Genomic DNA, 21,671 nt, shown 5'->3' on the forward strand with positions numbered 1-21,671 from the left:
CCCGTGGAGCAGAAAAGCCAACGGCGGCCCGGATCGCTCCGGGCCGCCGTTGCCGTTTCAGCCGTCAAGCCAGATCGAACCGGTCCAGGTTCATGACCTTGGTCCAGGCCGCCGCGAAGTCCGCGGCGAACTTGGCCGCCGCATCGCTGCTGCCATAGACCTCGGCCAGGGCCCGCAGTTGGGAGTTGGACCCGAACACCAGATCCACCCGGGTGCCAGTCCACTTCACCGAACCGTTGGTACGGTCGCGGCCCTCATAAACGCCCTGGGTGCCGTCGGTGGGGTTCCAGACGGTGGAGGCATCCAGCAGGTTAAGGAAGAAGTCATTGGTCAACTGGCCCGGCCGCTTGGTGAACACCCCGTGCGGAGATCCGCCGCTATTGGCGTTCAGGGCCCGCAAGCCACCGACCAGCACGGTCATCTCCGGTGCCGTCAGGGTCAGAAGCTGGGCCTTGTCGACCAGCAGTTCCTCCGCCGGCAGGCTGTATTCGGCCTTCAGGTAGTTGCGGAAACCGTCGGCAATCGGCTCCATCACCTCGAAAGACTCGACATCCGTGTCCTCCTGGCTGGCATCGGTGCGGCCTGGCGTGAAGGGCACCGTCACGTCATGACCGGCATCCCTGGCGGCCTTTTCCACGGCGGCGGAACCGGCCAGAACGATCAGGTCGGCCAGCGACACCTTCTTGCCGCCCCCGGCACTGGTATTGAAGGCCGCCTGGATGCCTTCCAGGACCGACAACACCTTGGCCAGCTGTGCGGGCTGATTGACGATCCAGTCCTTCTGCGGGGCCAGACGGACGCGGGCGCCATTGGCCCCGCCGCGCTTGTCGGATCCGCGGAAGGTGGAGGCCGATGCCCAGGCGGTGGCCACCAGTTCGGATATCGACAGGCCCGATGCCAGAACCTTGGCCTTCAGCGCCGCCACATCGGTCGCGTCGACCAGGGGATGATCGACGGCGGGCACCGGATCTTGCCAGATCAGATCCTCGGACGGCACTTCGGGTCCCAGATAACGGGATTTCGGACCCATGTCGCGGTGGGTCAGCTTGAACCAGGCCCGTGCGAAGGCATCGGCGAACTGGTCCGGGTTGGCATGGAAACGCTTGGAGATTTCCAGGTAGGCGGGGTCGACGCGCATGGCCATGTCGGCCGTCGTCATCATCGGCGCGTGGCGCAGGCTCGGATCATGGGCGTCGGGCACGGTGGTGGCCGCCGCCGGGTCCTTTGGCTTCCACTGATGGGCGCCAGCCGGGCTCTTGGTCAGTTCCCATTCGTAGCCCAGCAGCGTGTCGAAATAGGAATTGTCCCATTGGGTCGGCGTCGGGGTCCATGCCCCCTCGATACCGCTGGTGATGGTGTGGACACCCTTGCCGCTGCCGAAGGTGGACAGCCAGCCCAGGCCCATGGCCTCCAGCGGTGCCGCTTCCGGCTCCGGCCCGACATGGGCGACGTCACCGGCACCATGCGCCTTGCCGAACGTGTGACCGCCGGCGGTCAGGGCCACCGTCTCCTCATCATTCATCGCCATGCGGGCAAAGGTCTCGCGGATGTCGCGGCCGGAGGCGGCGGGGTCCGGGTTGCCGTTGGGGCCTTCCGGGTTCACATAGATCAGGCCCATCTGCACGGCGGCCAGCGGATTCTCCAGGTCGCGATCGCCGCTATAGCGCTTGTCGCCCAGCCAGGTATCCTCCTTGCCCCAATAGATATCCTCCTCCGGCTCCCACACGTCCGCGCGGCCGCCGCCGAAGCCGAAGGTCTTGAAACCCATGGATTCCAGGGCGACATTGCCGGCCAGGATCATCAAATCGGCCCAGGAGATGGCCTTGCCGTATTTCTGCTTGATGGGCCAGAGCAGGCGGCGGGCCTTGTCCAGATTGCCATTGTCGGGCCAGGAATTCAGTGGCGCGAAGCGCTGTGTGCCGGACGAGGCGCCGCCACGCCCGTCGGCGGTGCGATAGGTGCCGGCACTGTGCCAGGCCATGCGGATGAAGAGCGGGCCATAATGGCCGTAATCGGCGGGCCACCAATCCTGGCTGTCGGTCATCAGCGCCGTCAGATCGGCCTTCAGCGCGGCATAATCCAGCTTCTTGAAGGCCTCGGCATAGTTGAAGGCGCCGCCGAACGGGTCCGACAGGGCGGTGTTCTGATGCAGGATGCGCAGGTTCAGCTGGTTGGGCCACCAGTCACGGTTGGAGCGGCCGCCATGGGTGGTGCTGGGACGGATCCCATGCAGCACCGGGCATTTGGCTTCACTCCCCATATTGTTCCCGTCCATTTATTATCTCCAGTCATGGCTGTGGGGGTTGGGGGCGTAACGCCGCTTCCATGCAGCGCCATCGCCCATCAGGACGACTTCAGGCATTGGATTTGTGACAGACCGTGGACGGCCACTTGAGCCCCGAAATGGGACCGGCGCACGGAACCCCCTGTCGTTCCGGAGATCCGGAACCCGCATGCGAACCTCTCCGGTGATGCGACGCGGCTGGGACATGGGGTGCTCCTCATCCTCGCCAGACAAGGAATACCAAATTTATCCCATAAGATTAAGTTGGATTTTCTGATTGTCGTAATAAGATGAACTTATGACAAACCTGACCTTGAAGCAGCTTCGCTATTTCGACGCCCTGGCCCGGCTGGGTCATTTCGGACGGGCGGCGGATGATTGCGCCATATCCCAGCCCGCCCTGTCGATGCAGATCAAGGAACTGGAGGAAGGGCTGGGCGCCCCCCTGTTCGAACGCGGGCCACGGCAGATCTGGCTGACCGGATTTGGGGAGGAGTTCGCCACCCGGGTGCGCGACATCCTGCGCTCGGTGGATGAGTTGGGGGATCTGGGCCGGGCGGCGCGCGACCGGCTGGCCGGGCGGTTGCGCATCGGGGTCATCCCGACGGTGGCGCCCTATCTGCTGCCCAGCATCATCGGTGACCTGACGCGCCAGAATGCCGATCTGGACATCCATGTGCGTGAAACGGTGACGCCCCGCCTGCTGCATGAGTTGCTGGAAGGACGGCTGGACACGGCGGTGGTGGCCCTGCCCGTGTCGGAACCGTCACTGACTGAGGTGGCCTTGTTCGAGGAGAATTTTGTGCTGGTCCGCCCGGCGGAGGAGGAAGGCAAACCTGTTCCCGGCCCCGATGCGCTGCGCGAGATGCGCCTGCTGCTGCTGGAGGAGGGGCATTGCTTCCGCGATCAGGCGCTGTCCTTCTGCAACATGCACTCCGCCTTGCCGCGCGAACTGCTAGACGGATCGTCCCTATCGACCCTGGTGCAGATGGTGGGGTCGGGCATCGGCGTCACCCTGATCCCGGAAATGGCCGTGCCGGTGGAAACGCGGTCGGCCTCTGTTTCCATCGCCCGATTCAAGGCACCGGAACCGTCACGCACCATCGGCATGGTCTGGCGCAAATCCAGCCCGCTGTCGAAGCAGCTTCTGTCCATCGCCGACCTGGTGCGAAGGGCCGGGGAGGCACAGCGCCAAACCCTGCCGTAACCTCACACCACCAGCTTGACCCCCAGCCCGGCCATGGTCAGGGCAATGACCCCGTCCAGCACCCGCCAGGTGCCGGGCCGGGCGAACAGCGGGCGCAGAAGCCGCGCTCCGTGACCCAGTGCCAGGAAGAAGGTGAAAGAGGCGGCGATGGCGCCCAGGGCGAATCCGTGCCGATCCTCCCCATGTCCGGCGGCGATCGACCCGATCAGCAGCACCGTGTCCAGATAGACATGCGGGTTCAGCCAGGTCAGCGCCAGGCAGGTGGCCAGCGTTGCCGCCAATCCCTTTCCCGCTCCCCCTGCCGGTGACAGGCCCGTGCCGGGGCGCAGCGCCGACCATGCCGCACGCGCCGCATAGGCCAGCAGGAACGCCGCCCCGGCGTAGCGCATCAGGGGCACGATGGCCGGCACCGCTGCCTGTATCCTGCCCAGCCCTTCCACCCCCGCCAGGATCAGCAGCGCGTCGGAGCACGCGCAGGTCAGGCTGACCGCCCACACATGCTCCCCCCGCAGGCCCTGTCGCAGCACGAAGGCGTTCTGTGCGCCGATGGCGACGATCAGGCTCAGTCCCAGGAGAAAGCCTGGCAGGATATGGGCGGTCATGGCGATACCGGCGGCAGGAGGGCGTTACATCTTCGGCGTATCACCGGGCATTGGATTAGCGTAGATAATCCTTCTAATCACGATTAAGCGATATTTCATCCATGCTGGACTATGCCTTGCTGGAGGCGCTGGCCGCCGTGATCCGCACTGGCGGGTTCGACCGGGCCGCGCGACAGCTGCACCTCACCCCTTCCGCCATTTCCCAGCGCGTGAAGCTGCTGGAGGAACGGATGGGTACGGTACTGGTGGTGCGCGGTCAGCCCTGCACCGCCACGCCGGCCGGCCTGCGCCTGTGCCAGCACGCCGAACAGGTGGCACTGCTGGAAAGCGAGCTGCCGGCGGCATTGCCGGGGCTGGCCCCGGCCGCCGCACGGGTGCCACTGCGCGTTGCGGTCAATGCCGACAGTTTGGCAACCTGGTTCATCACGGCCATGGCGGCCCTGCCCGACAGCCTGTTCGATCTGGTGCTGGACGACCAGGATCACAGTGCGGACTGGCTGCGCAAGGGAGAGGTGCTGGCCGCCGTCACGGCGGGCGGCGGCACCGTGCCGGGCTGCGACCTCCATCCGCTGGGTGTGCTGCGTTATGTGGCGACGGCCAGCCCCGGTTTCATGCGCCGGTATTTCCCCGATGGGGTGACGGTTGAAGCGCTGGCCCGAGCGCCCTGCCTGACCTTCAATGCCAAGGATGGTCTGCAGGCGGCCTGGCGGGCCCAGGCGCTGGGCCCGGCGGGGGGCGCCCTGTCGCCACCCACCCACTGGCTGCCCTCCTCCCAGGCTTTCATTGATGCGGCATTGGCCGGCATCGGCTGGGGCATGAATCCGGTGCTGTTGGCGGGGCCGCATCTGGCCACGGGGCGGCTGGTGCCATTGCTGCCGGGGACGGAGCTGGATGTGCCCCTGGTCTGGCAGCGCAGCCGCATGGCCAGCGCCACCCTGTCCGACTTGACCCGCGCCGTGCGGCGGGCAGCGGCGGAGCATTTGCTGCCTTTCGCGACGGGATGATGCTTACCGGCTTGCGCTGCCCGCCCTTTCCCGCCACCCTGGGTTGGCCGGGGGGCGGGAGTTCGGCGGTCATGAGCGATGCATTCACCCTTGATCCCGTGGAGGGGCGCGACCAGTTGCGCCATCCGCATCTGCGGCTTCTCTATGACGCCTGGGTGGCTGCCATCGCGCCGGGACAGGAACTGCCCGTGGCGGATCGGCTGCTGCCGGCGGCGCAGGCCGTCCTGTCCGACGATCTCTGGTACCTGGAAATCATCGTGCAGGGGGAACGCCCTGATTTCATCGGCCGCTTCTTTGGCCGGACCACCATGGAAAATTACGGCATCGACCCGACCGGGCGCCGGATCAGCGAGTTTGCGCGCCAGCCGGTATTCGCCCGCATCATGCGCGTCCTCGGCTCCGTGGCGGCCAGCGGCCGGCCCATGCGCTTTGCCGCCGAACAATCGGTGATGTCCGACGGTCGGCTGTTGGAGGTGGAGGCGCTGGCCCTGCCGGTGGGTGGGCCGGACGGGAGCCTTCTGGGGGTGCTTGGCGTCACCACGGCACGGTCGTTCTGACAAGCTGGCACGCCGGTTGCTTGGGCAAGGGGCAAATCGCAGATCGAACCGGACGCCCCGCCATGAACCGCCCTTCCATCTCCAGAAGCCAGATCATCCGCAACGCCACGGTGTGCCTGCTGACCACGGCTCTCTGCCTGGGGCTGGCGGGCTGTTCGGCGCGGCCGCTGGCGGTTTCCATGCCGATGAAGCCACAGCCGGTGCTGCAATCGGCCGGGCAGTGGCAGGTGGTGGCCGATGACGTCGCCTCGGCAATTTCCGCCCACCTGGAGTTCCAGATGGGCAGGAAGGTGCCGGTCCAGGTCTATATGATGCGCCGGGACGATACGCTGTTCGCCGACGCCTTCCTGTCCGCCGTGACCACCAGGCTGGTGCAGCAGGGCCATCTGGTCTCCGTCGATGCGCGGCCCGACGTTGTGGCCGTGGGTATCGACGTGCTGACGGTGAAAAGCAGCGGCCCGCGCATCGCCGCCGACCCGTTCCCCGGTCCCCTGACCATTCTGGCTGCCGGTGTCGGTCTGGCCTCCCGTCTCACGGGTGGGGACCTGCCGAAATTCCCCTGGGGCATCTCCGCCGGGGTGGCGGCCGTGGGGCTGGAGGCCCTGAATGCCAAGCCGCCGGAAACCGATACGGAAATGGTCCTGACCGTCTCCATCGCGCGCGAAGGTTACTACACCTTCCGCACCAGCGCCGTTTACTATGTGAACAGCGACGATCTCTGGCACTATGACGGGCAGCCCGCAATGGGCGGCCGGCGCAGCATCAACCTGAACGCGGTCCCCCAGGGATCGGTGATGTACGATCTGGCCGGCAAACCCTATGTGATGAAATAGGCGCGCCTCACCGCCGCTCCGTCACCGTCGACAGCAGGGCGATGCCCAGCAGGAACAGCACGATCACGGTGGCCATGCCCGCCCGTTGGGTGCCGAGTGCCGTGACGGCCGTGCCATAGGCCAGCGGCCCCAACACGCCCACGGCCCGCCCGGTCAGGGCATAGATGCCGAAGAATTCGGTCTCCAGTCCGGGCGGGGAGATGCGGGCCATCATCGACCGCGCCGCGGCCTGTGCCGGCCCAAAGAACAGGCCCAGCCCCATGCCCAGCAGCAGCAGCCATTGCTGGTCGGGCGTGAAATCCAGCGGCAGCGACAGCACCGGCGCCCAGTCCCACCAGGACGTGCCGACCAGCACCATCGCGGTGCCGGTGATGATCAGCCCGACCAGGCTGACCAGCAGGGTCGGCTTCGCTCCCAGCTTGTCATCGGCCCAGGCAAAGCCGATGGCGCCAAGCCCGGCCGCCACGTTCAAGGCGATGGCGAACAGGATCAACTGTGCCTCCACCATGCCGAAGACGATGCCGGCATAGATGCCGCCAAAGGCGGTGATGGTATTGATCCCGTCGCGCCACAGCGCGCTGGCGATCAGGAAACGCAGGGTGTTGGCATGGCGCGGCATGGCTTTCAGCGTGCCCCACAGCCCGGCCAGCCCCTCTCGCACCGCCCTTGCCGCCGTCACGCCAGCATCGCGTGCCCGGTCCGGTACCAGCAGGAACAGGGGCAGCGCGAAGATCGCGTACCAGACGGCCACCAGGACGGAAGTGGCGCGCACCGGCTGCGCCGCATCCTTCCCGATCAGGCCGAACAGCGGCGGATCGGCCTGCAGCAGCAGAACCAGGCACAGGACCAGACAGACCAGCCCGCCCAGATAACCCACGCCCCAGCCCCAGCCCGACACGCGGCCCAGATGGCTGCGCGGGGTGATGACGGGCAGCAGCGCGTTGTAGAAGACGTTGGACAGTTCAAACGCCGTACTGGCGATGCCGACCAGCAGCAGGGCAGGCAGCGCATAGGCGGGATCGGGCCGGATCAGCCAGAGCAGGGCCGATCCCGCCACGGCGACCATGGTGCAGATGGCCAGCCAGGGCTTGATCGGTCCGCCCCGGTCGGCGATGGCGCCCAGAACCGGCGACAGCAGCGCGATGGCCAGCCCCGACAGGCCCAGCATGAACGCCCAGTCGGCCGACCCCTGGTCCGGGTCCGCCGCCACACCCTTGGTGAAATAGACGGAGAAGACGAAGGTGCCGATGACGGTGTTGAAGGCCGACATGGCCCAGTCGTACAGGCACCAGCCCGCGACGGCCCGGGGCATCAGGGGGGCTGGCGCCATGATCTCAGGCGACCGTGTAGCGGGCACGCGCACCGCGTTCCAGGGCGGCGGCCGTCAGCCGGTCCACGTCCAGCCCGTGGCGCAGCAGTTCCAGCAGGCGCAGTTCCTCCTGGCTGGCGGTGCGATCGGCGGCCACCACCTCACAGGCCAGCATATAGGCCGTCTCACGCAGGCTCTTGGGCAGGGACCGCTTGATCATGGCGATGGCCACGTCCAGCCCGTCGCTGGCCTCCAGCAACTCCGTACATTCGCTGGCCACCTGCGGCAGCTTGTGCGCATCGAAATCGGCGAAGACCGGCAGGAAACGGATATTCTCGCCGATGGCGTGAAGCTCCGCGTCGGTCATGTTGCCGTCGGATGCCGAGGTCAGCACCATGGCATAGATCAGGGCGCGGTGATGATCGATCATCCTGTTCTCCTGTCGGACGGGCAACTGCCGCCAGTAGGGTGCAAAGCCACCGCCGCCGTCAAGCACGGCACGGTATTAAGCCCATGAGACGTCTTGGCGTGGGAGGGGCGGGTTATGACAACTCCCTATGCGTTCAATTCATCGGGAGGCCATATAGAGCCTCAGGCGTCCACCATCTCCGCTGCCCGTGCCAGATCGACGGAGACAAGCTGGCTGACGCCGCGTTCCATCATGGTGACGCCGAACAGCCGGTGCATGCGGGCCATGGTCAGCCGGTGGTGGGTGACGATCAGGAAGCGGGTGGCGCCGTCGGCCGCCATCTCCTCCACCATGTCGCAGAAGCGGCCGACATTGGCCTCGTCCAGGGGCGCGTCCACCTCGTCCAGCACGCAGACCGGGGCGGGGTTGCACAAGAACACGGCGAACAGCAGCGACAGCGCCGTCAGCGCCTGTTCCCCACCCGACAGCAGCGACAGGACCTGCAATTTCTTGCCCGGCGGGCTGGCATAGATCTCCAGCCCCGCATCCAGCGGGTCTTCCGATTCGGTCAGCTTCAGATGCGCCGCGCCGCCGCCGAACAGGCGTGTGAACAGGCGCTGGAAATGCCCGTCCACCAATTCGAAGCTGGCCAGCAGCTTCTCCCGCGCCTCGCGGTTGATGGCGCCAATACCCTGCCGAAGCCGCGCGATGGCAGCGGTCAGGTCGGAGCACTCGGCCGTCAGTCTGGCCGTCTGCGCCTCCAGTTCCGCCAGTTCAGTCTCGGCTCGCAGGTTGACGGGGCCGATGCGTTCCCGGTCCTCCAGCAGCCGCGCCAGCCGCTGTTCCAACTGGGCGGGCGGCGGCATCTCCTCATCCGCCTCGACGTCGGCCACGGCAAGCACCTCGCCCGGCTCGCAATCCAGCTTCTCCCGCACCCGTTCCACCAGGCCCGCCAGCGCGGTCAGCGACTGGGCCACGGCGGCCTCGGCATGGGCGCGGGCCTCGCGGGCGTCGGCCAGGGCTGATTCAGCCTTGCGCACATCCTGGTCGCTCTGGGACAGGGCCGTCTCCGCCTCGGCCAGGGCGTCGCCCGTCTGTCGGCGGCGGCGTTCGGCGGTGGCGATGTGGCCACGCAGGGCCTCGCGCTCTGCCTCGATTTCCACGGGCCGTTCGGCCAGGGCTTCCAACTCCGCCCGCCCTTCCTCGGCCCGCTCCGTCAGTTCCGACAGGCGTGCCGCCGCTCCCGCGACGCGGGCCTTCCAGGAGGCCTCTTCAGCCTCCAGCGCCGAAAGGCGGCGACGGCGCTGTTCCGCTTCGCGCCGTACCCGGTCCACGGTTCCTTGCGCGCCCGTCAGGTGCCCCCGCTGTTCGGCCAGCATCCCGCGGGCATCGGCCACCCCCATACGGGCCAGGGTCGGGTTGGGCAGGGCGTCCAGGGCACTTTGCGCCTCGACGGTCAGCCGTGCGGCATCCCCCTTGTCGGCGCTCAGCACGTCCAGCGCCTGGGCCATGGCATCACGCTTTGACCGTGCGGCGGCGGCCTCTCCCGTCAGGCGGGATTGGGCGCTGCGCGCCTGATCGACGCCGGTGAAGGCCAGCCGCACCGATTCGCGTGCCTGCCGGTCGCCGGCCATCGCCGCCTCCTGCGCCCGCCTGGCGGCCAGGATGGCGGCGTCGGCATCGGCCGCCACATTGGCATGGGCCTGTCGCGCTGCGGCCGTCGCTGTTTCCGCCGCTTCCAGCTCCGCCTCGATCTCGGCCAGCCGGTTGCGCTGGGTCAGGCGAATGGCGGCGGCCGTGGGTGCGCCCGGCGTGCTGGTCAGCCCGTCCCATCGCCAGGCCCCGCCATCGCGGCTGACCAGCATCTGGCCGGCAGACAGGCTTGGGGCCAGCCGCCGCGCCGTTGCCACATCCGCCACCAGCCCGATATGCGACAGGCAGCGCCCCAGCTCCGCCGGCCCCCGCACATGGGCCGACAGCGCCGTCACCCCATCCGGCAGCGGGGCGATGGCGGCCAGCGGCGGCAGGCCGCGCCAATGCCGCGCCGCCGCCTCGTCCAGCGGTGCCGTCAGATCGTCCCCCAGGGCGGCGGCCAACGCCTGTTCATAGCCGGCGGCGACCGTCACCGCATCGATCAGCGGCGGGAACAGGTCCTCCTCCTCCAGATTTAACAAAGCGCGCAGCCCGTCGCGCTCGGCCCGCAGCAGGGTGCCCCGTGCCTCGGCGCTGGAAAGGGCGGCCCGCGCTGCCGCCAGCGCATCCTGGCCGTCGGTGCGCACCTGTTCCAGGGCTCCGTCGGCCGCCTGTTTGGTGGCCTCCGCTTCTTCTGCCGCCGCACGGGCCAGTTCCAGCCGCTCCTCCGCCAGGGCCAGGGCTTCGGCCGCCGCCTCCAGCACCGTCGCGTCGCTGATCCGGGCCTCCAGGGCCGCCAACTGTCCGGACTGTTCCGCCAGCCGCTTCTCCAGCGTGGCCAGCCGCGCCTGGGCATCGCGCAGCCGGCCGGATGCGGCGCTGCGGGCGGCGTCCTCCGATGCGGCCTTTTCCAGGGCGCGGGACAGGTCGCGCTCTGCCGCCTCCACCGCATCGCGGGCCGTCAGCAGCACCTCTTCCGCCGCCTCCAGCTCCATCGCCTCCTCGCCCTGTGCGTCCAGCAGGCCGGCACGCTCCTCGGCCAGCCGGGCCGCAGCGCTGTCGGCATCGGCGGCCAGGGAGCGCTCGCGGGCCAGATCGGTGGCCAGTTGCGCCAGCCGGCGCTGGGTGGCGCCGTGCGCCTCCTTGACCCGCACCTCCTCCGCGTCCAGCTGCTCGCGCGCCACGATCAGGCGCTGAAGCGCGGCCCCGGCGCCGACATCCTCCTGGCGCAGGGGCGGCACGGCGTCGGCCGCCGCGTCACGGGCCGTGACGATGGATGTCACCGCCAGCATCCGGTCGCGCACGGCGGCGTCGGCGGCGGCGTGGCTGTCGCGGGCGCGGTCCAGCAGCCGGTTCGCTTCTGCCCAGCGCTGATGCAACAGCTGCGCCTCGGCCCGGCGGATATGGTCCTGCACCTGGCGGTAGCGCTGGGCCTGGCGGGCCTGTTTGCGCAGGCCCTGAAGCTGCCCGTCCATGGCGGCCAGCACATCTTCCAGCCGGGTCAGGTTGGTCTCCGCCGCACGCAGGCGCAGTTCGGCCTCATGCCGCCGTGCATGCAGGCCGGAAATGCCCGCCGCCTCCTCCAGCAATTGCCGACGGTCGGCGGGCCTGGCATTGATCAGGGCGCCGACGCGGCCCTGGCTGACCATGGACGGGCTGTTGGCGCCCGACGAATGGTCGGCGAACAGGATCTGTACGTCGCGGGCCCGCACCAGCTTGCCATTGATGCGGTAATCCGACCCCGACCCGCGCTCCAGCCGGCGGGTGATCTCCAGTTCATCCGCGTCGGTGAAGGGCGGGGGGGCGGTGCGGGCATTGTTGCCCAGCACCATGGTCACTTCGCAGATATTGCGGGCCGGACGCGTGGCAGTGCCGCCGAAGATGACATCATCCATATCCTCGCCGCGCATGCGCTTGGCGGAGGTTTCGCCCATGGCCCAGCGCAATGCCTCCAGCAGGTTGGACTTGCCGCAGCCATTGGGGCCGACAACGCCGGTCATCCCCGGCTCGATCAGCAGCTCTGTCTGATCGACGAAGGATTTGAAGCCGGAAAGGCGGAGCTTGGTGAACTGCACGGGCGCATCAGGTCCGAAAAACGGGAGGAAGCAGCTTACGCCCGCATGGAGTTACGACGCCTTGCGCTTGGCGCCGGCCTTGATCACGGCGTCGGTCAACTGATCCAGGTATGCACCGGCGATGACATATTCACCATTCACGATGAAGGTCGGCGTGGAGTTGACCTGATGTTCCTGCTGGGCCGTGTACTGGCTCTTGATGATGAAATCTTCCAGCGGCTTGGTGGCCATGCAGGCATCGAACTGCGCCTGCGACACGCCGGCCAGTTTGCCGATATTGGCCAGGTTGGCCAGGAAGTTCTGGTTCAGCCAGGTGGCCTGGCTGCCGAAGATCGCGGTCTTCAGCGCCTGGGTCTTGGCCCCGCCGGCACAGCGCATCAGCATATGGGCGCGCAGACCCGGCCCGTTCAGCGGATAGTCGCGGAAGATCAGCTTCACCTCGCCGGTATCGATGAATTCCTTCTTGAAGGTGGGCAGCATCTCTTTCTCGAAATGCGCGCAGTGCGAGCAGGCGAGAGAGGCATATTCGACCACCGTCACCTTGGCCGTTGTGCTGCCATAGACGATGTCGGCCGTGGCGGCCTTCACGTCGATGACGGGGGCGGCCTGGCCCAGGGCCGGCAGGGCGGGCACCAGCGACAGGACGGCACCGGCGGCCAGGATCTGACGGCGGGAAAAGTCGAAACCGCTCACGGGTAGAAACTCCACCAGGGGAAATGTCCGCCCGACTATAGGGGGATGATCATGGCGGCGGCAAGGCGATCCCTGTCGCACTCTCAGGCCAGGATATGCAGTCCGTGCTTCTGCACTAGAGAAAGCAGTTTCAGCGCCATGCCGCTCGGCCGCTTGGCGCCGCTTTCCCATTTTTCCACCGTACTCTCGCTGGTGTTCAGGTAGCGGGCAAAGACGGGCTGGCTGACCTTGTTATCCTGCCTGATTCGTTTGATGTCGTCGGGAGCCAGCAGTCCCGGTGCCACAAGGCAGGTTTCGTCGAATTGCCGAAGGGTGGCCTTGTCGATGGTGCCGGCACGATCCATGCCGGACACGGCGCTGTGGATCGCCGCAAAGGCATCACTCCTGAATTCACGCTTCACTGCCATGACAAATCTCCATCAGTTCCCCGGCCTGTATTTCACGGTCGATCTCGGCGTTGCCCTTCCGGGAGTACAGATCGGCCAGTGCCCGGAAGGCCTGTAACTCGTCAGCATCGATATTGGCACGATCCTGTTTGGCGAAAAGATAGGCGTAGACCCAATACCGCCGGCCCTTGGCAACGATGATGCTGCGTTGCCGGTTCTGGTCCAGCCGCTTCTTGAAGACGCCGCCGCCCAAGTCGTCCGCTTGTCCCCGCATCACAGCCCTTATGGCCGTGCACAGTTCATTGTCGTCGATCCGTGCCTTCCTGGCCGCCCTGGCGAACCAGGCGGTTTTGAACACCCGCACCGTGGGGATGCTATCGATCATACGAGAAGGGTAGCACCAGGTGCTATTCTTGGCAAACCGCCCCCAGCATCTCCTCCATCCGCGCCAGTGCGTCGGCATTGGCGCGCAGGCTGTCCGCCTCCGCCTGCCGGTACAGCGCCACCAGTTCCCGGCCCCAGCCGGTCAGGGCCGTGCCGCCGCCGCCGCTGCCACCGGTCTGGCCGGTCACCGCAGGTTCGGCGAAGGCGCGGTTGATCTGGTCGACCAGCAGCCAGGCCCGGCGATAGGACATGCCCATGGACCGGCCCGCCGCGGCAATGGAGCCCGTCTGACCGATGGCTTCCAGCAGCCGAATCTTGCCGGGGCCGATCTGGCTGCCATTGGCGAAGTCCAGGCGCAGGGTCAGGCGGGTCATGGTTCCATCCGGCATGAAAAGGGGCGGCCGTTGCCGGCCGCCCCAACAATTGGGTGCGAATGGGTGCCGGCGTCAATGGCCGCCCGCACCCGCCTTGGCCCGCCGCTTCTTGGCGGCCAGCAGGTTCAGGCTCTCCACCCCCACCGAGAAGGCGATGGCGAAGTAGAGATAGGCCTTGGGGATGTGGAAATGCAGCCCGTCGGCGATCAGGGCCACGCCCACCAGGATCAGGAAGGCGAGCGCCAGCATCTTCACCGTCGGATGGTCCTGCACGAATTTCGACGTCGGGCCCGCCGCGAACAGCATGACGGCGACGGCGATGATGACGGCCGTGATCATCACCGGCAGGTCATTGGCCATGCCCACGGCCGTGATGACGCTGTCCAGCGAGAAGACGATGTCCAGGACCAGGATCTGGGCGATGACACCGCCGAAGGTGGCCACGGCACGGGGCTTGCCCTCGTCCTCGTGCTGGCCTTCCATCGTGTGGTGGATCTCCTGCGTGCCCTTCCACAACAAGAACAGGCCGCCGCCCAGCAGGATCAGGTCGCGGGCCGAGATGTCCAGGCCGAAGGCGCTGAACAAGGGCTCGGTCAGCGACACGATCCAGGCGATCGACGCCAGCAGGCCCAGGCGCATGATCAGCGCCAGCGCCAGGCCCAGCTGCCGTGCCTTGGCGCGCTGCGCTTCGGGCAAACGGTTGGCCATGATCGAAATGAAGATGATGTTGTCGATGCCCAGCACGATCTCCAGCGCCGTCAAGGTCGCCAGACTGGCCCAGGCATTCGGGTCGGATAGCCACTCAAACATTGTATTCCACCTGCCAATGGAAATGGTTCGTTAAGGATAGCACCATATTGGGACCATTTGCCGCCGCGCAAGCAGGCCTTAGCGGCCCTTGCGGGCGGGCGCCTTCGGGCATAGCGTGACCGGCAAATCGGACACCCAAGGAAACCATGCCCATGCGCCGTCTGGCCCGCACGCTGCTCCTCTCCTCCCTGGCCCTGCTGCCGCTGATGGCACCGCTGGAGGTGGGGGCGGAGACGGTGTTCCGGCGCGGCATCGGGTCGGCGCCCGGCACCATCGATCCCGGCAAGGCCGACCTGCATCCCGAATCCATCGTCATATACGACCTGTATGAAGGTCTGCTGACCCCGGGGGCCGACGGCAAGCCCATCGTCGGCGCCGCCGCCAGTTGGGAGGTTAGCCCGGATGGCAAGACCTATACGTTCCACCTGCGTCCCGAGGGTCGCTGGTCGGACGGGTCGAAGGTGACGGCTAAGGATTTCGTCTATGCTTGGCGCCGCCTGGCCAGCCCGGTACAGGCCTCCCCCTATGCCTATTACGTCTGGCCCATCGTCAATGGCAAGGAGGTGACGGCCGGCACCAAGCCCCCGGCGGAACTGGGGGTGGAGGCCGTGGGCGACCTGATCTTCCGGGTCAGGCTGGTGGAACCCGCTGCCTATTTCCTGGGTCAGGTGGCGCACCAGTCGATGTCGCCGGTCAAGGAAGGGGTGCCGGCCGGCCAGGTGGTGGGCAACGGCGCCTACAAGCTGGTGGAATCGATCCCGCAGACGCATCTGAAGCTGGTGAAGAACCCCAATTTCCGCGACGCGGCGAATGTGAAGATCGACACCGTCATGCATTATGTGACGGAGAACAACGATACCGAACTGAAACGCTATCGCGCCGGGGAATTGGACGTCACCTACACCCTGCCCATCACGGCTGTGGAATGGGCGCGAACCGAGGCACAAGCGGACTATACCCCGACTCCCACATATTCCACTTACTTCATGGCGCTGAACCTGACGCATGAGCCGTGGAAGTCGAACCCGAAGCTACGCGCTGCCCTGTCTATCGCCATCGATCGCGAGGTGATCGTGGAGAAGGTGCTGCAGGGTGACCTGCGCCCGGCCTACACCTTCACGCCCCCCGGCCGGGTGGCGGGGTATGAGCCGCCGATGCCGGACTGGGCGGCACTGCCGCAGAAGGAACGCGACGTGCTGGCCAGGAAGCTGCTGGCCGAGGCCGGGTATGGCCCGGGCGGCAAGCCACTGCCGCCCGTGGAGGTGCTGTTGAGCCAGAGCGAGAACAACAAGCGCACCCTGGTGGCCGTGGCCGCCATGTGGAAGCAGAAACTGGGGGTGGAGACGGTCCTCAACAACCAGGAATTCCGCGTCGTCTCCTCCATCGGCAATCAGAAGACCTATAAGGACGTGCTGTTCTATGGCTGGATCGGTGATTTCGCCGATCCCATCAATTTCCTGAAGCTGCTGCGCAGCGACGTCGCCCAGCAGAACTATCCCGCCTATCAGAACAAGGCTTACGACGCGCTGCTGGACCGGGCCAATGCCAGCCTGGACCCGGCGGAACGGCTGGCCCTGCTGGGGCAGGCGGAAAGCCTGTACCTGGCCGATTTCCCCCTGATCCCGGTCTATCACAATACCCGCCGCCGCCTGGTCAGCCCGCGCGTCGTGGGCTGGGTCAAGGCACCGCTGGACCAGAACCCGACCCGGTTCCTGGATGTGAAGGGCTGACAAGCCCTTGACCGTTGCCGCCTTCCCCTGATCGGACGCTCGCACCCCATGAAGAATATCCGCCTCTTGCCGCTGCTGGCCGCCTTCGCGCTGGCACCCTTGTCGCTCCCTGCCCAGGCCGAGATGGTCTATACGCGCGGTTCCGGCGCCTCGCCCGACACGCTGGACCCCACCAAGTCGGAATTGCAGCCGGCCGCGCGCATCATCTACGACCTGTTCGAAGGGCTTTATTCCCTGGACGCCAAGGGTCAGGCGCGCAAGGGCGTGGCGGTGGGCCACAGCGTCAGCGCCGATGGCAAGATCTACACATTCACCCTGCGCGCCGACGCCAGATGGTCGGACGGCACGGCGGTGACGGCGGCGGATTTCGTCTATTCCTTGCGCCGGCTGGCCGATCCCAAGCATGCCTCGCCCTATGCCTATTTCGTCTGGCCCATCGTGAATGGCACGGCGGTGACGGCGGGCAAGATGCCGACGGACAAGCTGGGGGTGGAGGCGGTGGATGCAAGCACGCTGAGGGTCACGTTGGAACGGCCGACCGGCTATTTCCTGGCCTCGCTCCAGCATCTGGCCATGGCGCCGGTCAACAAGGCGAACATCGACACGTTCGGGGAGAATTTCACCAGTCCCGGCAATCTGGTCTCCAACGGCGCTTACAAGCTGGTGGATTATCTGCCGCAATCGCACATCAAGACGGTCAAGAATCCGTACTATCATGATGCCGCGAATGTGAAGATCGACACCGTGATCTCCTACCCGATCGACAATCAGGATACGGAGTTCAAGAAATTCCGGGCGGGGGAGCTGCTGGTCACCGACACGCTGCCCAACCCGCAGATCAACTTCGCCAAGGAAAATCTGGGATCGGCCTATATGGCGGGGCAGACCTATTCCACCTATTACATGGCGTTCAATCTGAAGAACGAGCCGTGGAAATCGAATGCCAAGCTGCGCGCCGCCCTGGTCCTGGCCGTGGACCGGGAGACCATCGCCGACAAGGTGGTGGGCGGGGGCGAGAAGCCGGCCTTCACCTTTACGCCGCCGGGCAATGTCGGCGGTTATGAGCCGCCGAAGCCGGAATGGGCATCCTGGCCGCAGGCGGAGCGCGACGAGTTGGCGAAGAAGCTGTTCGCCGAAGCCGGCTATGGGCCGGGGGCCAAGGAACTGCCGGAGATCGAGATCCTGCATTACACCAACGACAATGCCCGCAAGGTCGTGGTCGCCGTGGCCGCCATGTGGCGGCAGAAGCTGGGCGTGAAGACTCGGCTGAACAATCAGGAATTCCGGGTTGTGGCCAATATCGGCAACCAGAAGAGCTATCCGGACATCATGTATTATGCCTGGATCGGCGACTACCCGGATGCCAATTCCTTCCTGCAATTGTTCCGCAGCGATGTGGAGCAGCAGAACCTGCCGGGATACAAGAACCCCGCCTATGACAAACTGCTGGACGAGGCCAATGCCTGCACCGACCCGGCCCGGCGCATCGCGCTGATGAAGCAGGCCGAAGCCCTGGCGCTGGCCGCCAACAGCATCGTGCCGCTGACCCACAATACCCGCCGCCGGCTGGTCGATCCGCGGGTCAAGGGCTGGGTCCCCAACCCGCTGGATTTCAACCTGTCACAATATCTGGAAGTGACGAAGTAGTTACAGCCCCAGCACGTCATCCATCGAGTAGACCCCCGGTGCCTTGCCGGCGGCCCACAGGGCGGCGCGGACCGCACCTCGGGCGAAGATGGCGCGGCTGCCGGCCTTGTGGGTCAGTTCCAGGCGCTCGGCCTCGGTCGCGAACAGCACGGTATGGTCGCCCACCACGTCGCCGCCGCGCAGGGTGGCAAAGCCGATATCGCCCACCTTGCGCGCACCCGTATGCCCGTCGCGCACGGCATCCTTGACTTCCATCAGGTCGACGCCGCGCCCGGCTGCTGCTGCCCGTCCCAGGGCCAGGGCGGTGCCGCTGGGCGCATCCACCTTGTGGCGGTGGTGCATCTCCATGATTTCAATGTCCCAGTCGGGACCCAGCGTGGCTGCAACCTTGCGCACCAGGCCGGCCAGCAGGGTGACACCCAGGCTGAAATTGGCGGACACCACCAAGGGCGCCTTGGCCCCGGCCTCGTTCAGCCTGGCATGGTCGTCGGCGGTCAGGCCCGTGGTGCCGACGATCAGGGCGGTGCCGTGCTGAACGGCCAGGGCCGCATGCGCCACGGTGGCGGCGGGGGCGGTGAAGTCGATGACGGCATCCGACGTCGCGAACAGGGCGGCGGCATCATCGGTGACGGCTATGCCCAGCGGATCGGCACCGACCAGGGTGCCAAGGTCACGGCCGATGCTGGCCGAACCGGGCCGTTCCGTGGCGCCGGACAGGACAGCACCCTTGGTGCCCAGCACCTCACGGATCAGCATCTGCCCCATGCGGCCACCACCGCCCACGATCCCGATACGCATCGCCTTGCCTCCAAGCGTTCATTCCGCAAGGACGGATAGCATGCTGGGCGTCCGGGATCAGCCCCCGGAAAGGCAATCCACCAGTGAGCGCATGTTGAAGCGCATCAGCTTGCCATAAAGCTCCGGCCCGTCCGGGATGTCGGCCCCTTCCGGGTCCAGCACGCCGGTGCGCGCATTCGTTCCCTGGGCCAGGGTGCGGACCAGGGCCGGTTCGAATTGCGGTTCGGCAAAGACGCAGACCGCACCGGCCTGATTGATCCGTTCCCGCAGGGCCGACAGCCGCGCCGCCCCCGGCGGCTGGTCCGGTGACACGGTAATGGCGCCGGCGGCGGCCAGCCCGTACCGGTCCTCCAGATAATGATAGGCGTCGTGGAACACGATGAAGGGCCTGTCCTTCACGGGGGCCAAGGCGGTCTTCATCTCCGCGTCCAGCGTGTCCAGCGTCCGTTTCTGGCTGTCGGCATTGGCGCGGTAGGTCGCGGCCCGTTCGGGGTCCAGGGTCGACAGGCGGGACGCGATCAGGTCGGTGATGACCTTGGCGTTCAGCGGGTCCAGCCAGACATGGCCGTCGGTTTCCAGGTCGCCGCCGGGCCGATGCTCATGCGCATGGTCATGGTCATGCGCCTCCCACGCTCCGCCGGTGCGCACGGGCAGCAGCCGCACGGATGGTTCGCGCACCAAGGTCAGGACTTGTGCCCCCTTGGCCAGCGTGGCCAGCGGCTTTTCCAGGAAGGTCTCCACCGGCTGACCGGCCCAAACCACCAGTTCGGCGCCGGACAATGCCTTCGCATCCGACGGGCGCAGGGCGAAGGCATGCGGATTGGCGGCCCCGCGCACCAGCAGGTAAGGATCGCCAACCCCCTTCATCACGCCGGCCACCAGCGAATGCAACGGCTTCACCGACACCACGACATCAGGCGCCGGGGCGGCGCGGGCCGGCAGCGCGAAGGCGGCCAGCAGCAAGGACAAGGACAGCGCACGGAACATCGGAGACCTGGGTATGCTAAGGGACGGAAGGACTGACCTGCAGATTTGTTATATTGTAACGTTTGTCAAGGCGGCGGCCATGGCGTAAACCCTGCGACATGCGCAGGGCAGCCCAGCCCACATGCTGCCGGAGGAGCCGCCCTTTGTCCCCCCAACCGCTTTTAAGCGCAGAAGGCCTCAGCCTGTCGCGTGGCGATCGCGCCGTGCTGGACAATGTCTCCCTGCGCGTGGGGGCAGGGGAGATCGTCACCCTGATCGGACCCAACGGGGCGGGCAAGACCAGTCTGGTGAAGCTGTGCCTGGGCTTGATCCAGCCGGATGCCGGGCGTGTCGCGCGCCGGCCGGGCCTGTCCATCGGCTACATGCCGCAGCGTCTGACGGTGGATGCCACGCTGCCCATGCCCGTTTCCCGCTTCCTGTCGCTCTGGTCGCGTCCGACGCGCGAGCAGATGCTGGAGGTGCTGACGGAGGTGGGGGCGGCCCATGCCATCGACCGGGCCGTGCAGACCCTGTCGGGCGGAGAGATGCAGCGCGTGCTGCTGGCCCGCGCCCTGCTGCGCCAGCCCGACCTGCTGGTGCTGGACGAACCGGTGCAGGCGGTGGATGTGCATGGGCAGATCGAGCTGTTCGAACTGATCGGGGCCATCCGCAACCACCGCGGCTGCGGCGTGCTGCTGGTCAGCCACGATCTGCACCTGGTGATGGCCCGCACCGATACGGTGATCTGCCTGAACCGGCATGTCTGCTGCCAGGGCAAGCCGGAGGATGTGTCGCGCCATCCTGAATATGTGGCCCTGTTCGGCCGCCATGCCGAGGCGCTGGCCATCTATCATCACAGCCACGACCATTCCCATGCCGATGATGGCTGTGTCGTGCCGGCGGGTCTGGAACATACGCCGCATAGTACCCACCAGCATCACGATTGCGGCCACGACCATCATCATGACCACGCGCATGGGCACGACCATGGGGGGCATCGCCATGGATGATTTCCTGCTGCGCGGCCTGGCGGCTGGAATCGGGCTGGCGCTGGTGACGGGGCCGCTGGGCTGTGTCGTCGTCTGGCGGCGCATGGCCTATTTCGGCGACACCCTGTCGCATTCGGCCCTGCTGGGCGTGGCACTGGGCTTCCTGGCCGGGATTGGCAGCCAGGCCGGCATCGTCCTGGTCTGCCTGACCATCGCCGTGGCCCTGACCTTCTTGCAGGAACAGCGCCGGCTGGGCAGCGACACGCTGCTGGGCATCATCTCCCATTCCACGCTCAGCCTGGGCATGATCGCGCTGGCGGTGCTGGGCAGCGTGCGAGTGGACCTGCTCTCCTATCTGTTCGGCGACATATTGGCGGTGGGTGTGGATGATCTCTATGCCATCTGGGGCGGCGGGGCGCTGGTGCTGGCGCTGCTGGCCTGGATCTGGCGGCCGCTGCTGGCGTTGATCGTGGATGAGGATCTGGCCCGGGTGGAAGGGGTACCGGTGCGCCGTGTGCGCCTGGGCTTCACCCTGCTGATCGCCGTCACCATCGCGCTGGCCATGAAGGTGGTGGGCATCCTGCTGGTCACCGCCCTGCTGATCATCCCCGCCGCCGCCGCCCGCCGGTTTGCGCGGGGGCCGGAAAGCATGGCCCTGCTGGCCGCCCTGATCGGCGCGGGCTCGGTCGCAGCAGGTTTGGCCGCCTCGCTTCAGGCCGACGTACCCACGGGCCCTGCCATCGTCGCGGCGGCAGCCATCCTATTCCTGGCCAGCCATGCGGTGCCGGCGCGGGCGTAATATCCCCAGGCCGGCAGTCGCCGGATGGCGGCGCCCGGCGTCTGAGGGAACAGAGATGAGGGAACAGAGAACAAAAATACCCCCGCCGCCCAGGCAGGGGCGACGGGGGCAGTTGCTCTGGAGAGAGGAACTAAACTACTCAAGTTCGGGATGCCGCCCCCGGCTCCCGGCGCCGCCGTTGAA

The 21,671-nt window shown here is 66.8% G+C and carries 20 protein-coding genes; 8 read left to right on the forward strand and 12 right to left on the reverse strand.

Annotated elements, in window-relative coordinates; translation table 11 throughout:
* Window positions 1-64: 64 nt before the first annotated feature.
* Window positions 65-2,275 carry a catalase/peroxidase HPI gene (katG, locus tag AC1Q7F_RS02105; protein WP_492503307.1) on the reverse strand — a complete coding sequence of 737 codons (2,211 nt, stop codon included), beginning with the start codon at window positions 2,273-2,275 and terminating at the stop codon, window positions 65-67.
* Between the two features lie 307 nt (window positions 2,276-2,582).
* On the opposite strand from katG, the gene AC1Q7F_RS02110 reads away from it, so the two are divergent.
* A complete protein-coding gene (locus AC1Q7F_RS02110; RefSeq protein ID WP_492503309.1) occupies window positions 2,583-3,491 on the forward strand; it encodes a hydrogen peroxide-inducible genes activator in 909 nt (302 codons plus the stop codon).
* A 2-nt stretch (window positions 3,492-3,493) separates the two neighbouring features.
* On the opposite strand, the gene AC1Q7F_RS02115 is transcribed toward AC1Q7F_RS02110, so the two are convergent.
* Window positions 3,494-4,093 (reverse strand): LysE/ArgO family amino acid transporter, encoded by a 600-nt coding sequence (locus AC1Q7F_RS02115; protein ID WP_492503311.1) that lies wholly within the window; start codon window positions 4,091-4,093, stop codon window positions 3,494-3,496.
* 101 nt (window positions 4,094-4,194) lie between these two features.
* On the opposite strand from AC1Q7F_RS02115, the gene AC1Q7F_RS02120 reads away from it, so the two are divergent.
* The 3 genes from AC1Q7F_RS02120 (at window position 4,195) to AC1Q7F_RS02130 (ending at window position 6,487) form a co-directional block, all read left to right on the forward strand.
* Window positions 4,195-5,097, forward strand: a complete 903-nt coding sequence (locus AC1Q7F_RS02120) for a LysR family transcriptional regulator ArgP (RefSeq protein WP_492503313.1) — start codon at window positions 4,195-4,197, stop codon at window positions 5,095-5,097.
* A gap of 71 nt (window positions 5,098-5,168) precedes the next feature.
* Window positions 5,169-5,654, forward strand: a complete 486-nt coding sequence (locus tag AC1Q7F_RS02125) for a PAS domain-containing protein (protein WP_492503315.1) — start codon at window positions 5,169-5,171, stop codon at window positions 5,652-5,654.
* 62 nt (window positions 5,655-5,716) lie between these two features.
* Window positions 5,717-6,487 carry a hypothetical protein gene (locus tag AC1Q7F_RS02130; RefSeq protein ID WP_492503317.1) on the forward strand — a complete coding sequence of 257 codons (771 nt, stop codon included), beginning with the start codon at window positions 5,717-5,719 and terminating at the stop codon, window positions 6,485-6,487.
* A 7-nt stretch (window positions 6,488-6,494) separates the two neighbouring features.
* On the opposite strand, the gene AC1Q7F_RS02135 is transcribed toward AC1Q7F_RS02130, so the two are convergent.
* The 8 genes from AC1Q7F_RS02135 to AC1Q7F_RS02170 form a co-directional block, all read right to left on the reverse strand.
* Window positions 6,495-7,799: an MFS transporter gene (locus tag AC1Q7F_RS02135; RefSeq protein ID WP_492503319.1), complete on the reverse strand. Its 1,305-nt coding sequence runs from the start codon at window positions 7,797-7,799 to the stop codon at window positions 6,495-6,497.
* Window positions 7,800-7,821: 22 nt separating this feature from the next.
* Window positions 7,822-8,226 carry a tellurite resistance TerB family protein gene (locus tag AC1Q7F_RS02140; protein WP_492503321.1) on the reverse strand — a complete coding sequence of 135 codons (405 nt, stop codon included), beginning with the start codon at window positions 8,224-8,226 and terminating at the stop codon, window positions 7,822-7,824.
* A gap of 161 nt (window positions 8,227-8,387) precedes the next feature.
* Complete coding sequence (gene smc / locus AC1Q7F_RS02145; RefSeq protein WP_492503323.1) at window positions 8,388-11,912, reverse strand: chromosome segregation protein SMC; 3,525 nt, start codon at window positions 11,910-11,912, stop codon at window positions 8,388-8,390.
* A 51-nt stretch (window positions 11,913-11,963) separates the two neighbouring features.
* On the reverse strand, window positions 11,964-12,605 hold the full coding sequence (locus tag AC1Q7F_RS02150) for a thioredoxin domain-containing protein (protein WP_492503325.1): 642 nt from the start codon (window positions 12,603-12,605) through the stop codon (window positions 11,964-11,966).
* Between the two features lie 83 nt (window positions 12,606-12,688).
* Window positions 12,689-13,012: a helix-turn-helix domain-containing protein gene (locus AC1Q7F_RS02155; protein ID WP_492503327.1), complete on the reverse strand. Its 324-nt coding sequence runs from the start codon at window positions 13,010-13,012 to the stop codon at window positions 12,689-12,691.
* The gene (locus tag AC1Q7F_RS02160; protein WP_492503329.1) at window positions 12,996-13,376 is read right to left on the reverse strand and encodes a type II toxin-antitoxin system RelE/ParE family toxin; all 381 of its coding nucleotides are present in this window, start codon (window positions 13,374-13,376) and stop codon (window positions 12,996-12,998) included. The genes AC1Q7F_RS02155 and AC1Q7F_RS02160 overlap by 17 nt, the downstream gene beginning before the upstream one ends.
* A gap of 22 nt (window positions 13,377-13,398) precedes the next feature.
* Window positions 13,399-13,749 (reverse strand): winged helix-turn-helix domain-containing protein, encoded by a 351-nt coding sequence (locus tag AC1Q7F_RS02165; protein ID WP_492503330.1) that lies wholly within the window; start codon window positions 13,747-13,749, stop codon window positions 13,399-13,401.
* Window positions 13,750-13,821: 72 nt separating this feature from the next.
* The gene (locus tag AC1Q7F_RS02170; RefSeq protein WP_492503332.1) at window positions 13,822-14,559 is read right to left on the reverse strand and encodes a TerC family protein; all 738 of its coding nucleotides are present in this window, start codon (window positions 14,557-14,559) and stop codon (window positions 13,822-13,824) included.
* Window positions 14,560-14,711: 152 nt separating this feature from the next.
* Here AC1Q7F_RS02170 and AC1Q7F_RS02175 point away from each other — a divergent pair, with 152 nt between their 5' ends.
* Window positions 14,712-16,289: a peptide ABC transporter substrate-binding protein gene (locus AC1Q7F_RS02175; RefSeq protein WP_492503334.1), complete on the forward strand. Its 1,578-nt coding sequence runs from the start codon at window positions 14,712-14,714 to the stop codon at window positions 16,287-16,289.
* 48 nt (window positions 16,290-16,337) lie between these two features.
* Window positions 16,338-17,936, forward strand: a complete 1,599-nt coding sequence (locus tag AC1Q7F_RS02180; protein ID WP_492503336.1) for a peptide ABC transporter substrate-binding protein — start codon at window positions 16,338-16,340, stop codon at window positions 17,934-17,936.
* Here the strand turns inward: AC1Q7F_RS02180 and dapB are convergent, their stop codons facing one another.
* Both dapB and AC1Q7F_RS02190 read right to left on the reverse strand, forming a co-directional pair.
* Window positions 17,937-18,734: a 4-hydroxy-tetrahydrodipicolinate reductase gene (gene dapB / locus AC1Q7F_RS02185; protein WP_492503338.1), complete on the reverse strand. Its 798-nt coding sequence runs from the start codon at window positions 18,732-18,734 to the stop codon at window positions 17,937-17,939. It abuts the gene before it with no gap.
* A 57-nt stretch (window positions 18,735-18,791) separates the two neighbouring features.
* Entirely contained in the window at window positions 18,792-19,721 is a 930-nt protein-coding gene (locus tag AC1Q7F_RS02190; protein WP_492503339.1) for a zinc ABC transporter substrate-binding protein, read from the reverse strand.
* 98 nt (window positions 19,722-19,819) lie between these two features.
* Between AC1Q7F_RS02190 and znuC the strand changes: the two genes are divergently transcribed.
* Both znuC and AC1Q7F_RS02200 read left to right on the forward strand, forming a co-directional pair.
* Window positions 19,820-20,710 carry a zinc ABC transporter ATP-binding protein ZnuC gene (gene znuC / locus AC1Q7F_RS02195; protein ID WP_492503341.1) on the forward strand — a complete coding sequence of 297 codons (891 nt, stop codon included), beginning with the start codon at window positions 19,820-19,822 and terminating at the stop codon, window positions 20,708-20,710.
* A complete protein-coding gene (locus AC1Q7F_RS02200) occupies window positions 20,664-21,488 on the forward strand; it encodes an iron chelate uptake ABC transporter family permease subunit (protein ID WP_492503343.1) in 825 nt (274 codons plus the stop codon). Before znuC ends, AC1Q7F_RS02200 begins: the two co-directional genes overlap by 47 nt.
* Window positions 21,489-21,671: the final 183 nt, after the last annotated feature.

The sequence above is a fragment of the Niveispirillum sp. GW835-FHT14G11 genome (genome assembly GCF_058793615.1).

What these genes read in the sequence shown, in the direction of transcription:
- AC1Q7F_RS02120 (WP_492503313.1), top strand. Translation starts at nt 4,195, where the DNA reads ATGCTGGACTATGCCTTGCTGGAGGCGCTGGCCGCCGTGATCCGCACT.
- znuC (WP_492503341.1), top strand. Translation starts at nt 19,820, where the DNA reads ATGCGCAGGGCAGCCCAGCCCACATGCTGCCGGAGGAGCCGCCCTTTG.
- AC1Q7F_RS02125 (WP_492503315.1), top strand. Translation starts at nt 5,169, where the DNA reads ATGAGCGATGCATTCACCCTTGATCCCGTGGAGGGGCGCGACCAGTTG.
- AC1Q7F_RS02180 (WP_492503336.1), top strand. Translation starts at nt 16,338, where the DNA reads ATGAAGAATATCCGCCTCTTGCCGCTGCTGGCCGCCTTCGCGCTGGCA.
- AC1Q7F_RS02115 (WP_492503311.1), bottom strand. Translation starts at nt 4,093, where the DNA reads ATGACCGCCCATATCCTGCCAGGCTTTCTCCTGGGACTGAGCCTGATC.
- AC1Q7F_RS02175 (WP_492503334.1), top strand. Translation starts at nt 14,712, where the DNA reads ATGCGCCGTCTGGCCCGCACGCTGCTCCTCTCCTCCCTGGCCCTGCTG.
- AC1Q7F_RS02130 (WP_492503317.1), top strand. Translation starts at nt 5,717, where the DNA reads ATGAACCGCCCTTCCATCTCCAGAAGCCAGATCATCCGCAACGCCACG.
- AC1Q7F_RS02140 (WP_492503321.1), bottom strand. Translation starts at nt 8,226, where the DNA reads ATGATCGATCATCACCGCGCCCTGATCTATGCCATGGTGCTGACCTCG.
- AC1Q7F_RS02200 (WP_492503343.1), top strand. Translation starts at nt 20,664, where the DNA reads ATGACCACGCGCATGGGCACGACCATGGGGGGCATCGCCATGGATGAT.
- AC1Q7F_RS02160 (WP_492503329.1), bottom strand. Translation starts at nt 13,376, where the DNA reads ATGATCGATAGCATCCCCACGGTGCGGGTGTTCAAAACCGCCTGGTTC.
- AC1Q7F_RS02110 (WP_492503309.1), top strand. Translation starts at nt 2,583, where the DNA reads ATGACAAACCTGACCTTGAAGCAGCTTCGCTATTTCGACGCCCTGGCC.
- AC1Q7F_RS02190 (WP_492503339.1), bottom strand. Translation starts at nt 19,721, where the DNA reads ATGTTCCGTGCGCTGTCCTTGTCCTTGCTGCTGGCCGCCTTCGCGCTG.
- AC1Q7F_RS02170 (WP_492503332.1), bottom strand. Translation starts at nt 14,559, where the DNA reads ATGTTTGAGTGGCTATCCGACCCGAATGCCTGGGCCAGTCTGGCGACC.
- AC1Q7F_RS02135 (WP_492503319.1), bottom strand. Translation starts at nt 7,799, where the DNA reads ATGCCCCGGGCCGTCGCGGGCTGGTGCCTGTACGACTGGGCCATGTCG.
- katG (WP_492503307.1), bottom strand. Translation starts at nt 2,275, where the DNA reads ATGGACGGGAACAATATGGGGAGTGAAGCCAAATGCCCGGTGCTGCAT.
- dapB (WP_492503338.1), bottom strand. Translation starts at nt 18,734, where the DNA reads ATGCGTATCGGGATCGTGGGCGGTGGTGGCCGCATGGGGCAGATGCTG.
- AC1Q7F_RS02155 (WP_492503327.1), bottom strand. Translation starts at nt 13,012, where the DNA reads ATGGCAGTGAAGCGTGAATTCAGGAGTGATGCCTTTGCGGCGATCCAC.
- AC1Q7F_RS02165 (WP_492503330.1), bottom strand. Translation starts at nt 13,749, where the DNA reads ATGACCCGCCTGACCCTGCGCCTGGACTTCGCCAATGGCAGCCAGATC.